Below are 13,892 nucleotides of genomic sequence, written 5' to 3'. Positions count from 1 at the left end.
TCCAGGTGCGGGGGTTCCCGGCCGGCGGAGACCCCCAGGGACGGGGGCCTCGGACTCGTCATCCGCGCAACGTCGGCGGCCCCGCGTGGCGGGGCGACATGACCGGGGACGACGAGGACATGGCGGTGACGCTAGCAGCGCCACCACGCGCACCGCGCCTGGTTTTCGGTCGTCGCGCACGGATCCCGCTCACGCGCCGGGTACCGCCGTCGCCCCTTGGCACCGGGTGTCGGCCGGCACGACACCGTCGACGAGGAACTCCTCCACCGGCCGGGCCACGCACTCGCGGCCCGCCGTGTGCGCGAGCTTGGCGTCGTAAGCACCGTGCCCGAACCCGTTGTAGGTGACCAGGGGAGCGCCCGCGTCGGTCGCGAGCTGTCGTGCCCAGCCGTGGGGCGTGGGGCTGTCGTAACGCATCGCGGTGACCAGCAGCGGCACTTCCGAGGGGAACGGCTCGGGACGCCACCGGCCGAGGTCGGTGCCCAGGCACGCCCGCATCCACGTCCAGTGCGCGCTGGACGTCCGCACGAGAGGCGCGACGTCCTGGCTGCGCTGCCAGAGGTCCTGCCACTGCTCGTACGTGGTGATGGTCCGGTCGAAGAAGTCGTTGCAGCGCAACAGCGTCTGGGTGTCCTGGACGAGGCCGTCGACGGCACGGGGTGCGGTGGCCTCCCGGCGGCGCGGCCGCCACTGCGCCAGCTCGTCCGCCCGTCCCTCCAGGAACTGGGGATCGTCCTTGCTCAGGTGCATCGTGGAGAACAGGTCCGTCAGGTCGTCAGGGCTCACGGGTTCGCCGTTGATGCCGTACAACGTCCCCGCTTCGGCCCACGACCGCAGGTTCCGCAGGTGGGTCAGCACGCGTCGGGCGGTGATCCGGCCGCCCGCCCCGATCGCCCGGACGAGCGTGCGGCACGACCCCTGGCCCGGCGGTGTCGCCCGGTGCGCCTGGCACCAGCCCGCGAACCCGTGCGCGATGTCCTCGATGCCCGCCGCGGCGCTGACGAGGTAGTCCGCGGTGCCCAGCCTCGGGTACTGCGGGCTGTCGAGCACCACGGACCGGACGGTCGTGGGGTGCAGCTCCGCGAGCGCCTGGCCGGCGACGGTCCCGTAGGAGACGCCGTAGTAGCTCACCCGGTCGACGCCCAGCCCTCGGCGGAGCGCGTCGAGGTCGCGGGCGCGGTCGAGCGAGTCGATCGTCCACAGGGTCTCGGGACGGCAGCTCTCGGCGTAGCGGGCGTTTTCCTTGACGGAGTCGTCGAAGGTGGCCGGGTCCGGGGCCAGCGGCAGGGTGTTGCTCACCTGAGGGGGTTCGCAGTGGACCGCGCTCTCCCGCTGGTTCACCGCGACGATGTCGAAAGCCGCCCGCACCGGTGCGGTGAAGTGCTCGTACCACCCGCTGCGCAGGCTGTCGGCCGACCCGCCGTTCGGGCCGCCCTCGTCGACCAGCAGCACTCCCTTGTGCGCCGCGCCGGTGGCGGTCGCCTTCCACTTCACCACGGTGAGGTGGAGCGACCTCGTCGCGTCGGGCGCGTCCCACCGCTGTGGGACGGTCAGCGTCGCGCACCACGCCTGCGGGGTTTCCGCACACGGCGTGAACTCCGACAGCGACGACGGTGACGCCGTCGCCCGGGGCACGGCCACGACGCAGGACACCGCCACGACCGCGGTCGCCACCGCGGTCCTCCACTTCCCGGTCCACGGCTTGCGCCGTCCACCTGGCCTGATGCCTGTCGCCATGGCGATCCCCTTTCCGGTCACCTCCATCCAAGTGCGTCGACCGGGGTTCGCGCGGCGTCATCGCGTGCGTCCCGCAATCGGGTCAGGCAAACCGCCCGCTGCGGTATTCGTGAGTGACCGACCGTGCGTGTGGCAATTGTGGGTGACCGTTCCCTCGCTTGTGGTGTGGCGTTCCTTCAAACATCGAAAATCCCGTGCGTGGTGTGCCGACGAGTGTCGCCGTTCCGGTATTCGGTGCTCCGGACCGGGTGAGAACACCGATTTGTTCTTCCATTCCGGTGTCGGGCGCGTGCACTGTTCGGCGGGAACTCCGACCGCGTTCCACTCCCGGTGGCTCGCCGAGGCGAGGCGGTCGGAGCCGATCACGAGAAAGGACCGCACATGCTCAAGTTCCGCAGGATCCTCACCATCGGGGCCGCCGTGATGGCCGCGGGCATGATGGTGACCGGCGTCAGTGCCGCGGCTCCGTCCGCCGCCCCTGCCGACTCCGGCATCTCCGCCGACTCCGCCGACCGGGTCAACCGCGTCTGCGTGCAGAACCGCCCGTACCCGAGGAAGACGCTGGAGCTGTGGAAGAGGCCCGCGCCCACTTACTGCCTGCCCGATGCCAACAACCGTTGGGGATGGCTGAATGACCAGCGGGAGTACTTCTACTGCCAGAAGAACACGGACAAGAAGGTGACGGTGGGCAGGTACTGGAACACCTGGTGGGCCTTGACCGACGACGACAGCGGGAACGTGGGCACGTGGGTGAACGTGGTTTACATCAAGGGAGGCGGGAACGGTCAGCCGCATCCCGACCTCCGGCGCTGCTGACGGATCGCTGATCCCGGGCGGCCGTGAGGGCCCGTGAGGGTCTGGGGCCGTGGGACGGGTCTTCCGGTGACGGGTGGTGCCCGCGAGGCCGGAAGACCCGTCCGGGCCGCCTGGCTAGCAGCCGATGCGCTGCGCGCCCAGCGCGATGTCGTCCAGCCAGATGTCGTAGCTGCCGCCGTTGGGCTGGTAGAGCTGCCAGCCCAGCTTCACCGTGTCGAACTTCGGGAACAGGAAGTCGACCGGGTTGCCGCCGTGCTCGCGGGTCGAGACGGTCAGGTCGGGGTTGGGCACGCCGTCGAACCACAGCGTGATCCGGTTGTCCGAGGCGTCCATCCGCCACTCCACGCACTGCCAAACGCCCGCCTTGGACGGCGCGGACTCGCGCCAGTTCGTCCAGTCGCCGGTCGGGCCGCCGTCCGCGCCGACGCCCCACAGGGCCTTGTCCAGCGTGGGCACGTACTGGCCGCCCAGCGGGCGCACGACCTCGGGGCCGTCGCCGGTGGCCTCGACCAACGTGTAGTGGGCCCAGTCCGGCGCGTCCGGGAACGCCTCGACGCGCACCCGGACCCGGCCGTAGAAGCTGTTGCCCGGCGCGGCGAAGTCGTCCACCTTGAGGAACGCCCGGCCGTTGCCCTCGGTCCGCACGTGCAGCACCTTCTGGCCGTGCCGGTCGCGTTCCACCTCCAGCGAGCCGTTGCGGGTGTCCACACCCCACTTCAGGCTGGTGCCCGCGCCGGTGGGCACCTGCTGGAAGTCCTCGCAGAACAGCAGACCGGCGCGGGCGCAGGTCTTCAGCCGGTGATCTGGGCTCGGGCCGGCGGCATCCGCGACCGGGAGGGCGACGACCGACAGCAGGGCGGCGAGGACCGCCGTGGACAACCGTTTCCGCACGGGTAGCTCCTTCTGCGCTGAGGGGGCAGCAGGAAGCTATCGGCTCTGGGAACGCTCCCATACCTCTGAGCGGCGCAACACCGGTGATCCGTTCGCGGGTCCTACTCGAAGCGGGCCGGGTCGCCCGCGCCGTGCCGGACGATCTCCGGCTCGCCCTGCGAGAAGTCCACGACGGTCGTCGGCTCGGTGCCGCAGTCACCCGCGTCCAGCACCGCGTCGACCACGTGGTCCAGCCGCTCCTTGATGTCCCAGCCGTGCACCAGGGGCTCCTCCTGGTCGGGCAGCAACAGCGTGCTGGACAACAGGGGCTCGCCGAGCTGCGCCAACAGCGCCTGCGCGACCGGGTGGTCCGGGATGCGCGCGCCCACCGTCTTCTTCTTCGGGTGCATCAACCGACGGGGCACCTCGGTGGTGGCCGGGAGGATGAACGTGTAGCTGCTCGGCGTCGCCGCCTTGATGGCCCGGAAGACCGCGTTGTCCACGTGCACGAACTGCCCCAGCTGGGCGAAGTCGCGGCACATGAGGGTGAAGTGGTGCCGGTCGTCCAGGTGCCGGATCTGCCGGATCCGGTCCAACCCCGCCTTGTTGCCGAGCCGGCAGCCCAGCGCGTAGCAGGAGTCGGTCGGATAGGCGATCAGGCCGTCCGACTTGATCAGCTCCACCGCCTGGTCGATGGACCTGCGCTGCGGGTTGACCGGGTGCACGTCGAAGTACCTCGCCATGCGGGGAGCCTAATACCCGCGTGTCCTACGTTCAGAACGCGCGTGTCCTACGTTCAGGATCCCCGAGTTGAACGCTCGGGTCCGCCGCCGGTTCAGGTGAACGCGAGCATCGTTCCCAACGCGACGAACGCGCCCGCGAACCCGCGCCGGATCCACGTCTGGACGGCGGGCCGTTCGACGACGTGGTCGCGGACGGCGGAGGCGAACCAGCCGTAGCCCACGAAGACCGCGAACGTGAGCGCCATGAACACCGCGCTCAGCTCGACCATGCTCGTGACGGTGTCGTCCGGGCGCGCGAACTGGGGCAGGAAGGCGAAGAAGAAGATCGTGAGCTTCGGGTTGAGCAGGTTCACCATGATCCCGGACGCCACCACGCGCGCCGGTGCGCGGTGCGGTGCGCCCGGGTCGACGGCGAGCGCGGCCTTGTCCCGGATCGTGGTCCAGGCCAGGTGGAAGAGGTAGGCGACGCCGAGGTACTTGAGCACTTGGAACGCGGGGGTGCTCGCGTGCAGCAGCGCGGCGAGGCCGGTGAGCGCGGCGAGCACGTGCGGGACGATGCCCAACGTGCAGCCGAGGGCGGCGATGGCGGCGGCGCGCACGCCACCGGTGAGGCCGGCGGCGGTCGTGTAGAGCACGCCGGTGCCGGGCGTGGCGACGATGACGAGCGACGTCAGCAGGAACTCGACGGTCACCGGGTCCGTCCCGTGGTGGTCATGGGGTCCACCCTCGGTGCCAGACTGGTCCCGTGAACAGGTCCAAACCCGGGTCGGTCGAGAGGTCCACAACGGCCGGGTCGGACTTCCTCCAGCTCGACGTCGGCGAGGCCCCGGCGGGTGGTCGGGCCGACTGGTTGACCGGCCGGCTGCGGGAGGCGATCGCGGACGGGCGGTTGCCGGTCGGCAGCCGCCTGCCCCCGACCCGCGTGCTGGCGGCCGAGTTGCGGGTGTCGCGGGGCGTGGTGACCGAGGCGTACCAACGGCTCGCGGAGGACGGTCACGTCACCGGCCGGGGCCGCGCGGGCACGGTGGTGGTCGCCGCCCCGCACGCGGTGACACCGCTCGCGGGTGAGGTGGTGGGGGATCGGTCGGGTGGCGCGCGGGGTGCCGCCGGTGGGGGAGCGGGCGGTGCACGGGCTGCTGCCGGGTTGTCGGGTGTTGGTGGGGGATCGGGCGGCGCGCCGGGGATGGCCGGGTTGGTGGGCGGTGCGCGGCGTACGGGTGGTGGGTCGACGGGTGCGGGCTCGTCGGGCGGCACAAGGGGTTCCGCCGGGTTGTCGGGTGGGCGATCCGGTGGCGGGTTCGGGCGGCTTTTCGCGCGGCCGCTCGGGGCTGGTGCGTTCGATGCCCTGCGAGCCGCGCCCGCGCGGATCGACCTGTCGCCCGGGGTGCCCGACGTGGCGGCGTTCCCGCGTGCGGCGTGGCTCCGGGCGGAACGAGCGGTGCTCAGCACGTTGTCCTCCGTGGACTTCGGGTACGGCGACCCCCGTGGCACGCCGGCGCTGCGGCGGGCGGTGGCGGGGTGGTTGGCGCGGTACCGGGGTGTGCTGGTCGAGCCGGACGAGGTGGTGATCGTCGCCGGGGTCGCGCAGGCGCTCGGGTTGCTCGCCCAGGTCCTGCGCCGGGACGGCGTCACGGAGGTCGCGGTGGAGGATCCGGGGTCGCTCGGGGCGCGGCAGCACCTGCGCAACTGGGATCTCGGCACGCCACCCGTCCCGGTGGACGGCGAAGGTGTCCGGGTGGACGCGTTGCGGGCCGGGGGAGCGGCTGCGGTGCTGGTGACGCCGGCGCACCAGTTCCCGACCGGGGTGGTGCTCAGCGGCGGCCGGCGGCGGGAGCTGATGCGGTGGGCCGACGCGGGTGGCCTGGTCATCGAGGACGACTACGACGCCGAACACCGTTACGACAGGCCGCCCGTGCCCGCCCTGCGCGCCATGCTCCCCGAACGCGTCTGCTACGCGGGCAGCGTGTCCAAAGTGCTCGCTCCGGCCCTGCGGGTCGGGTGGCTGATCGCGCCGAGCGCGTACCACGACCGTGTGGTCGAAGCGAAGCGCTACGCCGATCTGGGCAACGCCGTGCTGCCGCAACTGGTCCTGGCCGAACTGATGGGGTCCGGTGAGCTGGAACGGCACCTGAGGTTCGTCCGCCGACGCCACCGCCGCAGGCGCGACACCATGGTCCAGGCCATCGCACGTCACCTGCCCGGCGCGGTCGTGCACGGTGCGGCCGCCGGGCTGCACCTGCTGATCACGTTCGATGACAGCGTTTCCGACGTCGACCTCGCCGCCGCGGCCCTCGAGCGGGGTGTGAAAGCGCAACCACTGTCGTGGCACGCGCAGGAACCCGGCCGCCCCGGGCTGGTGCTGGGCTACGGCGCGAGCTCGCCCACCGACGTCGCCGAGGGCGTGGCCGTCATCGCGGACGCGCTCCGGCAGTCATGATTGTCGTTCTCGTTTATTGATCACGGAGAAGACCGTTGCCGCGCGAGGAGGTCACACTATCGCGTGGATGATGTGCACGGTCGGATTTTGTTGATCATCCTAAGTGGACGTGGTCGGGGCACGCCCGTCACGATGGGTGCGACGCCGGGAAGTCGGGCGCGGAGATCCTGCGGCACTCCCGGGCACTTCACGCTCTTGCCCCGAAAGTAGAACACCACTCATGACCGCACACGCACCCACGCAGACGCACGCTCGTGACCACGACCGCCACCCCTTGCCCGTCCACCTCGTCGGCTCGCTCCCGCGCCCCCTGTGCGACGACCCCGCGACCGCGATGGGCTGGTTCCTCCGGCACCGGGGCGACGCCCACCTGACCGCCCTGCCGTCCGACCGCGACCCGCGGTGGATCATCGACTGGCTCACCCACCACCTGTCCACCGTGCCGTCGCTCGAACAGGTGCGCGGCGGGGAGAGCCGCGGCTACGACGACATGCCGTACTACCGCGTCCGGCCCGGTCAACGCCTGTGCGCGGAGGAGGTCGGCCTCTCCCGCGTCGAGCAGGCGGAGGCGGCGTTCGCCGCGCTGGACCGGCTGCCCCTGCCCCGGACCGGTGACGCGCCGCGCGTGCAGGTGGGCATCCCCAACGCCCTCGACCTGTCCGTGTTCGCCTTCGGCTCGATGGACGCGGCCCGCCAGTGGCTGCCCACCATGCAGACCGCGGTGGTGCACGAGGTCACCGAGCTGGTGGCCCGGTGGGGTGACCGGCTGCAACTGCAACTGGAGACGCCCGCCGTGCTGGTGGCCTACCACCTCACCCCGCGGCAGGCCTGGCCGGCGTTGACGGCCGACCTGACCCGCCAGGTGGCGGGCGTCCTGGCCGCCGCGCCGCTCACCCGCTGGGTGCTGCACCTGTGCTACGGCGACCTCGAGCACGTGCCGGTGTTCACCCCGACCGACCTGGAGCCGCCGGTGCTGTTCCTCAACGGCCTGGCCGACGTGATGGCCGAGCGGGGCGCGCCGATGCCGACCGTGCACCTGCCCGTGACGAGCGGTGACAGCCCGCCGCCCACCGACCCGGCGTTCTACGAGGCGCTGCGCCGGCTGCGCGACGGGGTGGAGGTGATCGCGGGCGTGGTGGCCGAGGACCACCCGGAGGAGACCCGCGAGGGGCTGCGGCTGGTCGCGGAGGCGCTGGGCAGGCCGCCGGCCGGGGTCGCCGCCGCGTGCGGGTACGGGAGGCGCAGCGAGGAGGCCGCCGCGGCGAACCTCGGGCTGGCCGCGGGCCTCGCCCGGGAGTGGAGCGTGCGCTGACGGCTCGGGCGGTGGGACGTGCCGACGTCCCACCGCCCGGACGTGACGTCGCCGACGGCCGGGGCGGGTCACGGCGCGGCGGCACGTACGGTGAGCGGTGGTTGCGCCGTTGGAATCACCGAGGAGTACCCGACATGGCCGAACGGTCCCGTGGCAGGAGCGGGCGCGTGGTGCGCACCGAGCGGATCGCGCCGCAGATGATCCGCGTGGTGCTCGGTGGCGAGGGGCTCGCCGACTTCGCCGTCGGCCCCTACACCGACAGCTACGTCAAGCTCGCCTTCCCGTTGGACGACGTGCTCTACCCCGAGCCGTTCGACCCGGCCGAGATCCGCGCCACGATGCCGCGGGCGCAGTGGCCGCGCACCCGCACGTACACCGTGCGCAAGTGGGACGCCGAGGCGGGCGAGCTGTGGATCGACTTCGTCACGCACGGCGACTCCGGTGTGGCCGGTCCGTGGGCCGCGAAGGCCCAGCCGGGTGACGTGCTGCACTTCGCCGGCCCCGGCGGCGGGTACGCGCCGGACCCGGACGTCGCCTGGCACCTGATGGCCGGTGACGAGAGCGCGTGGCCCGCCATCGCGGCGGCGCTGGAGGCGTTGCCCGAGGGTGCGCGGGCCGAGGTGTTCGTCGAGGTCGACGGGCCGGAGGACGAGCAGCCGGTGCGGTCGGCGGGCCGGGTGGACCTGAGGTGGCTGCACCGCGGCGGCGGGCCGCGCGGCCGGCGCGTGGTGGACGCGGTGCGGGCGTTGGCGTTCCCCGAGGGCGTGGTCCAGGTCTTCGTGCACGGCGAGGCGAACATGGTCAAGGAGCTGCGCGGGCACCTGAAGCTGGAGCGGGGCGTGCCGCGCGAGCAGATGTCGATCTCCGGCTACTGGCGGCTGGGCGCGGACGAGGACGGCTGGCAGTCGTCCAAGGGCGAGTGGAACCGGCAGGTCGAGCGGGAGCAGGGTTAGCCGAGCGCGTCGCGCACGCCGAGGCGGACCGGCGGTGGCAGCGGGTCGCGGGCCCGGAACGCCTGCAGGAAGTAGGCGACCAGGCGGCGCGAGGCGGCCACCGCCGCGTCCACCGAGTCGGTGACCAGGCCGTTGTTGGCCATCAGCACGAGGGTCAGGTCGTCGGTGGCGAAGTCCGGTCGCAGCGCGCCCGCCTCCTTCGCCCGCGCGACCACGCCGGCGAACGCCTCCTCGGCCGCGGCACGCACCTCGTCCACCGGCACGACGTCGGGGAACGCGGTCAGGAACGCCGCGCTGAACCCCCGGTCCCGGGCCTGCATCTCGCACAGCTTCGCCACCACGCGGCAGAAGCCGCGCCACGGGTCGGGATCCTCCGCCGCCCGGTGCACCTCGCCGGTGCAGGCCGCCAACTGCTCGGCGAACACCTCCTTGACCAGCGCGTCCTTGGTGGGGAAGCGGCGGTAGAGGGTGGCCACGCCCACCCCGGCGCGGCGGGCGATCTCGGTCATCGACACGTCGAGCCCGTCGGCGGCGAACGCCTCCCGCGCCGAGGCGAGGATGCGGTCGCGGTTCTGCCGCGCGTCCAGGCGCAACCGAGTCGTTCCTCCGGGCACGTCTCTCACTTTAGCTCAAGTGGAAGGCCCGTTCCGGTTACCGTGCTAGCGTCGAAGTGGAGGGCAGCTTCCACTTAGGCAGGGGTGAGGGATGCGCGCAGCGCTGTTCGACAGGTACGGGCCGCCGGAGGTCTTGTACGAGGGCGAGGTGGCCGAGCCGGAGGTCCCGCCGGGGCACGTGCTGGTGCGGGTGCACGCGGCCAGCGTCAACGGCGGTGAGGTCATGGGCCGGTCCGGCCGGGTCAAGCTCCTGCTGGGTCCGCGGTTCCCCAAGCGGGTGGGCATCGACTTCGCGGGCGAGGTCGTGTCCGGGCCCGGCTTCGCGCCCGGCACGCCCGTGTGGGGCGGGCTGCCGCGCGGGCGGTTCGGCAGCGCCGCCGAGTACGTCGCCGTCGACCCGCGCCAACTCGCGCCCAGCCCCGCCGGCCTCGACCTGGTGCGGGCCGCCGCGCTGCCGGGCGTCGGCACGACCGCCATCACCGCCCTGCGCGACAAGGCACGGCTGCGCCCCGGTGAACGGCTGCTGGTGCGGGGCGCGAGCGGCGGCGTGGGCAGCGTCGCCGTCCAGCTCGGCAAGGCCTATGGCGCGCACGTCACCGCGTTGACGAGCGGGCGCGCGTTCGACTTCGTCCGCGAGCTGGGCGCGGACGAGGTGGTCGACTACCGCACCGACCCGGCGGGCCTCGGCCGGTACGACGTCGTGCTGGACACCTACGGCAGCACGCCCGGCGCGTACCGCCGCCTGCTCGGGCCCGGCGGCCGCATGGTCGGCATCGCCTTCCGCTCGGCCGCCGACCTCGGCTACCTCCTCGCGTCCGCGGTGTTCGGCCCGCGCCGCGTGCGCTTCTTCAGCGGCAACCCCAAGACCGCCCTGTTCGCCGACCTCACCGCGCTGGTCGAGAGCGGCGCGATCCGGCCCGTGGTCGACACCGTCCACCCGCTCTCCCGGGTCGCCGAGGCGCACCGCGCGCTGGAGGCCGGCGGCGTGCGCGGCAAGCACGTGATCGACGTGATCACAGCAACGGGCTGACCGTGTTCTCCGCGCCCACCAGGGCCGCGCCGTAGAGCTCCAGGTTGACCTGGGGGAGCAGCATCCCGTGCCGGGCGGCCACGTTCGCGTCGCGCCAGATCCGCTGCAACGGGCTGGAGTCGGCGAAGCCGCGCGAACCGTGCGCGTACAGCAGCGATTCCAGCGCACGGGTCACGTGCCGGGTGGCCACCGAGGCGTCCGCGCGGCACCGGGCGCGCAGCAGGTCGGACGGGTAGGTGGCCTCGGCGGCGTGCCGGTCGAGCAGGTCCGCGGCGCGGTGGGCGAGCAGCTCGGCGCTGTCGATGGCGGCGGCGGCCTCCGCGACCAGGAGCTGGAACGCGGCCGAGTCGCGTTGCCGGTCGAAGCCGGTGTACGCGATGCCCTTGCTCACGGCGGCGTCGACCACGTGCGCCAGCGCCGCCCGGCCCAGCCCCAGCAGCGGCCCGGTGATCATCGTGACGAGCGAGGGCACGAACGCGGCGCGGTAAGTCGCGGCGGTGGCCGAGGTGACGTTGTCGCCCGCCACCATCCGGTCCAGCCACAGCACCCGGTGGTCGGGCACGAACGCGTCGCGGACCACGAACCGGTTGCTGCCGGTCGACTTCATCCCGGCCACGTGCCACTCGTCTACGACCTCGAACTCCGCTCGCGGCAGCAGCAGCCACGCCGGGCCGCCGTCCAGCTCGACCGCCGCGAGCCCCCACGACGCGTGCCCGATGCCGGTGGCGTACGACCACGCGCCGTTGGTGACCCGGTACCCGCCGGGCACGCGCTCGGCCGTGCCCGCGGGTTTCAGCGTGCCGCTGACCAGGGCGTCGGGCTCCGCGCCCCACACCTCCTCCTGAGCCTGCTCCGGGTACAGGGAGGTGATCCAGCTGCTGCCGTTCCACAGCGCCGTGCACCAGCCCGCGCCGCCGTCGATCGCGGCCACCGCCGTCGACACCTCCACGTGGGTGCGGATCGACGCGTCCTCGCCGCCGAACCGCGCGGGCCGGGCGACGCGGAACGTGCCCGCGTCCCGCAGCGCCGCGACGGTGTCGTCGGCGAGCTGCCGCTCCTCGTCCGCCTGTGCCGCCGCGTCCCGCAGTCGGGGCGCGAGTGCTTCGATCGCGTGCAAGACCTCGGACTCCACCACGGAACTCCCCGGTGCTCGATGACTACGGTGAGTGATCGATCGTCCCACTCGCGGTGCCCGGCACGGCACGTCCATTCGCGTGGCGGTGGCGGGTGAACCCCGCGCGCGACGACGGGACGGCTGCTCAACGGCACCGGCTAAGGTCCGGGTGTGCCGACCGAACTGAGCCCCACCGCCCGGGCACTGCGGGCCATGGAGATCCTCCAGGCACGCCCCGGCGTCACGGCCGGTGAGCTCGCCGCGGGGCTGGGCGTCACCGAACGCGCCGTGCGCCGGTACGTCGGGATCCTGCGCGACGCGGGCATCCCGGTCGAATCGGCCCGGGGCCCCTACGGCGGCTACCGGCTCGGGCGCGGCACGCGGCTGCCGCCGGTCGTGTTCACCGAGCCGGAGGCGCTGAGCCTGGTCATGGCGGTGCTGGACAGCCAGGCCGACGACGTCGTGGACGCCGCCCTGGGCAAGGTCATCCGGGCGCTGCCGGAGAACGTCGGCAGGCAGGCGGCGGCGCTGCGGGAGCACGCGTCGGCCGCGCCCGACCGCAACGCGGCCCGACCGGACCCCGCCACCACCAGCGCGCTCGTCGCCGCCGTCGCGGCCCGTCGCCGCGCGGTGATCGCCTACCGCGGCGACTCCGGCCGGGAGTGGGAGTCCGAGGTCGACCCGTGGGCGGTCGTGGTCCGGCACGGCCGCTGGTACCTGCTGTGCCACTCGCACCGGTCGAACGCGATCCGCACCTACCGCGTCGACCGGGTCCGGTCGGTGCGGCAGACCCCGCACGGCTTCGAACCGCCCGCCGGCCTCGACCCGGTGAAAGCGGTGGAGGAGCACCTGGGCACCGGCTGGGAGTTCCCGACCCGCGTGGTGTTCCACGCGCCGGCGGAGCGGGTCGCGCCGTGGATCCGGCCGCCGATGGGCCGCCTGGAACCGCTGGGCGACGGGTGCGTGCTCGTCGGCAGCACCGGCAACCCGGCCATGTACGCGCAGGAGTGGCTGGCGACCGTGCCGTTCAGCTTCCGGGTCGAGGGCGGGCCGGAGCTGCGGGCCGCCGTCGCGGCGGTCGCGGCGCGCCTGGCCGCCGCGGTGGGCCGACCCTGACCACGAGCAGCGCCGCCGCCACGCACAGGACCGCCGTCCACGCCACGGTGGCGTCGGTCGAGGTGCGGTCGGCCACCATCCCCGCCAGCCACGGTCCGGCGGTCTGGCCGGCGGCGAACACCGTGGTGAACGCGGCCAGCGTCGCGGTCCAGTCCGCGGCCGGGACACCGGCCCGGATGAGCGCCGTGATCGCGGCGGGCACGCCCATGAACGTCGCACCGTAGACGATCGCGGAGGCGACGACGACCGCCGGCGCCGGGGCCACCAGCGCCAGCCCGGCCCCGGCGCCCAGCACGACCAGCACCGCGGCCAGCGCGCGGGTGCCGGGCCAGGCGCCGATCGGCCGGCTCCACAGCGCGGGCGCGACCAGGACGCCCAGCCCCAGCGCCACCCACGTCAGCACCACCTGCCCGGTCGACGCGTCCCGGTCGGCCAGGTAGGCCGACAGGAAGGTGATGTAGGTGATGTAGCCGAGCGCGAACAGCAGGTAGGCCGCCGCCGCGCGCCACAGCGCCCGCACCCGCGCCCGCCCGGCCGTGGCGGTGGGCGGGTCGTCGTCCGCGTGGGCGGCGGTCCAGCAGGCCGGCGTCGCCAGCCCCGCCGCGACGCCCAGCACCAGCCACGCGACCCGCCAGTCGTGACCCAGCAGGGGGATCGTCACGCCGCCGAACACGATGCCCAGCCCCGCGCCCGCGAAGTAGACCGTGATCGGCGTGCCCGACCCGACCCGGTGCGCGAGCCGCGAGGCGATCACCCCGCCGGAGACGAACACCACCGCGCCCACGACGCCGGCCGCCGCGCGCAGGGCCAGCAGCACGGCGAAGTCGTCGCTGATCGCGGTGGCGGCGAGCGTGACGGCGGTGAGGGCCATGCCCGCGCGGAACGCGACCGCGACGCCCCAGCGGCGCACGGCGGACGCGGTCACCAGCGCGCCGACGAGGTAGCCGAGCCCGTTGGCGGTGCTCATCGCGCCCGCTTCGGCCAACGTCCAGTGCAGGTCGTCGCGCATGGCGGGCACGAGCAGCCCGTAGGCGAACCGGGACAGCCCCAGTGCGGACGCCGTGCCGAGCGCGAGCCGTGCCGCCTGCCACATGGGTGCCCCCGCGGATCGAACCGATCGGTACGATCTCGCACGCTAACAGTCGATCGA

General features: G+C 73.4%; 13 protein-coding genes. 6 read left to right on the top strand and 7 right to left on the bottom strand.

Annotated features, from left to right (window positions below):
• Window positions 1-189: 189 nt before the first annotated feature.
• Window positions 190-1,737, bottom strand: coding sequence for an alpha/beta hydrolase (locus tag LZG04_RS09760; protein WP_233815474.1), 1,548 nt, complete (start codon window positions 1,735-1,737; stop codon window positions 190-192).
• Window positions 1,738-2,118: 381 nt separating this feature from the next.
• Between LZG04_RS09760 and LZG04_RS09755 the strand changes: the two genes are divergently transcribed.
• Complete coding sequence (locus LZG04_RS09755) at window positions 2,119-2,553, top strand: hypothetical protein (protein ID WP_233815472.1); 435 nt, start codon at window positions 2,119-2,121, stop codon at window positions 2,551-2,553.
• A 114-nt stretch (window positions 2,554-2,667) separates the two neighbouring features.
• On the opposite strand, the gene LZG04_RS09750 is transcribed toward LZG04_RS09755, so the two are convergent.
• The 3 genes from LZG04_RS09750 to LZG04_RS09740 form a co-directional block, all read right to left on the bottom strand.
• Window positions 2,668-3,444 carry a hypothetical protein gene (locus tag LZG04_RS09750; RefSeq protein ID WP_233815470.1) on the bottom strand — a complete coding sequence of 259 codons (777 nt, stop codon included), beginning with the start codon at window positions 3,442-3,444 and terminating at the stop codon, window positions 2,668-2,670.
• A gap of 101 nt (window positions 3,445-3,545) precedes the next feature.
• Complete coding sequence (locus tag LZG04_RS09745; protein WP_233815468.1) at window positions 3,546-4,166, bottom strand: L-threonylcarbamoyladenylate synthase; 621 nt, start codon at window positions 4,164-4,166, stop codon at window positions 3,546-3,548.
• Between the two features lie 92 nt (window positions 4,167-4,258).
• Window positions 4,259-4,858 (bottom strand): LysE family translocator, encoded by a 600-nt coding sequence (locus tag LZG04_RS09740; protein WP_233815466.1) that lies wholly within the window; start codon window positions 4,856-4,858, stop codon window positions 4,259-4,261.
• Window positions 4,859-4,911: 53 nt separating this feature from the next.
• Between LZG04_RS09740 and LZG04_RS09735 the strand changes: the two genes are divergently transcribed.
• The 3 genes from LZG04_RS09735 to LZG04_RS09725 all read left to right on the top strand — a co-directional run bounded on the left by LZG04_RS09735 (window position 4,912) and on the right by LZG04_RS09725 (window position 8,868).
• Complete coding sequence (locus tag LZG04_RS09735; RefSeq protein WP_233815464.1) at window positions 4,912-6,603, top strand: PLP-dependent aminotransferase family protein; 1,692 nt, start codon at window positions 4,912-4,914, stop codon at window positions 6,601-6,603.
• A 220-nt stretch (window positions 6,604-6,823) separates the two neighbouring features.
• Window positions 6,824-7,915 carry a hypothetical protein gene (locus LZG04_RS09730; protein WP_233815462.1) on the top strand — a complete coding sequence of 364 codons (1,092 nt, stop codon included), beginning with the start codon at window positions 6,824-6,826 and terminating at the stop codon, window positions 7,913-7,915.
• A 134-nt stretch (window positions 7,916-8,049) separates the two neighbouring features.
• Window positions 8,050-8,868, top strand: a complete 819-nt coding sequence (locus LZG04_RS09725) for a siderophore-interacting protein (protein WP_233815459.1) — start codon at window positions 8,050-8,052, stop codon at window positions 8,866-8,868.
• Here LZG04_RS09725 and LZG04_RS09720 read toward each other — a convergent pair.
• A complete protein-coding gene (locus tag LZG04_RS09720; protein ID WP_233815457.1) occupies window positions 8,865-9,482 on the bottom strand; it encodes a TetR/AcrR family transcriptional regulator in 618 nt (205 codons plus the stop codon). The genes LZG04_RS09725 and LZG04_RS09720 overlap by 4 nt on opposite strands.
• 91 nt (window positions 9,483-9,573) lie before the next feature.
• Here LZG04_RS09720 and LZG04_RS09715 point away from each other — a divergent pair, with 91 nt between their 5' ends.
• A complete protein-coding gene (locus LZG04_RS09715) occupies window positions 9,574-10,512 on the top strand; it encodes an NAD(P)-dependent alcohol dehydrogenase (RefSeq protein ID WP_233815455.1) in 939 nt (312 codons plus the stop codon).
• On the opposite strand, the gene LZG04_RS42405 is transcribed toward LZG04_RS09715, so the two are convergent.
• On the bottom strand, window positions 10,496-11,644 hold the full coding sequence (locus LZG04_RS42405) for an acyl-CoA dehydrogenase family protein (protein ID WP_233815452.1): 1,149 nt from the start codon (window positions 11,642-11,644) through the stop codon (window positions 10,496-10,498). The two genes, LZG04_RS09715 and LZG04_RS42405, sit on opposite strands and share 17 nt — an antisense overlap.
• Window positions 11,645-11,797: 153 nt before the next feature.
• Between LZG04_RS42405 and LZG04_RS09705 the strand changes: the two genes are divergently transcribed.
• The gene (locus LZG04_RS09705; protein ID WP_233815450.1) at window positions 11,798-12,742 is read left to right on the top strand and encodes a YafY family protein; all 945 of its coding nucleotides are present in this window, start codon (window positions 11,798-11,800) and stop codon (window positions 12,740-12,742) included.
• On the opposite strand, the gene LZG04_RS09700 is transcribed toward LZG04_RS09705, so the two are convergent.
• Window positions 12,654-13,835, bottom strand: a complete 1,182-nt coding sequence (locus tag LZG04_RS09700) for a YbfB/YjiJ family MFS transporter (protein WP_233815448.1) — start codon at window positions 13,833-13,835, stop codon at window positions 12,654-12,656. The two genes, LZG04_RS09705 and LZG04_RS09700, sit on opposite strands and share 89 nt — an antisense overlap.
• Window positions 13,836-13,892: the final 57 nt, after the last annotated feature.

It is taken from the genome of Saccharothrix sp. S26, from assembly GCF_021390395.1.
Classification (GTDB): Bacteria; Actinomycetota; Actinomycetes; order Mycobacteriales; family Pseudonocardiaceae; genus Actinosynnema.
The sequence above is the reverse complement of the archived record's forward strand: the minus strand, read 5'-3'. Positions and strand labels throughout refer to the sequence as shown.

What these genes read in the sequence shown, in the direction of transcription:
- LZG04_RS09760 (WP_233815474.1), bottom strand. Translation starts at nt 1,737, where the DNA reads ATGGCGACAGGCATCAGGCCAGGTGGACGGCGCAAGCCGTGGACCGGG.
- LZG04_RS09755 (WP_233815472.1), top strand. Translation starts at nt 2,119, where the DNA reads ATGCTCAAGTTCCGCAGGATCCTCACCATCGGGGCCGCCGTGATGGCC.
- LZG04_RS09745 (WP_233815468.1), bottom strand. Translation starts at nt 4,166, where the DNA reads ATGGCGAGGTACTTCGACGTGCACCCGGTCAACCCGCAGCGCAGGTCC.
- LZG04_RS09730 (WP_233815462.1), top strand. Translation starts at nt 6,824, where the DNA reads ATGACCGCACACGCACCCACGCAGACGCACGCTCGTGACCACGACCGC.
- LZG04_RS09725 (WP_233815459.1), top strand. Translation starts at nt 8,050, where the DNA reads ATGGCCGAACGGTCCCGTGGCAGGAGCGGGCGCGTGGTGCGCACCGAG.
- LZG04_RS09715 (WP_233815455.1), top strand. Translation starts at nt 9,574, where the DNA reads ATGCGCGCAGCGCTGTTCGACAGGTACGGGCCGCCGGAGGTCTTGTAC.
- LZG04_RS09700 (WP_233815448.1), bottom strand. Translation starts at nt 13,835, where the DNA reads ATGTGGCAGGCGGCACGGCTCGCGCTCGGCACGGCGTCCGCACTGGGG.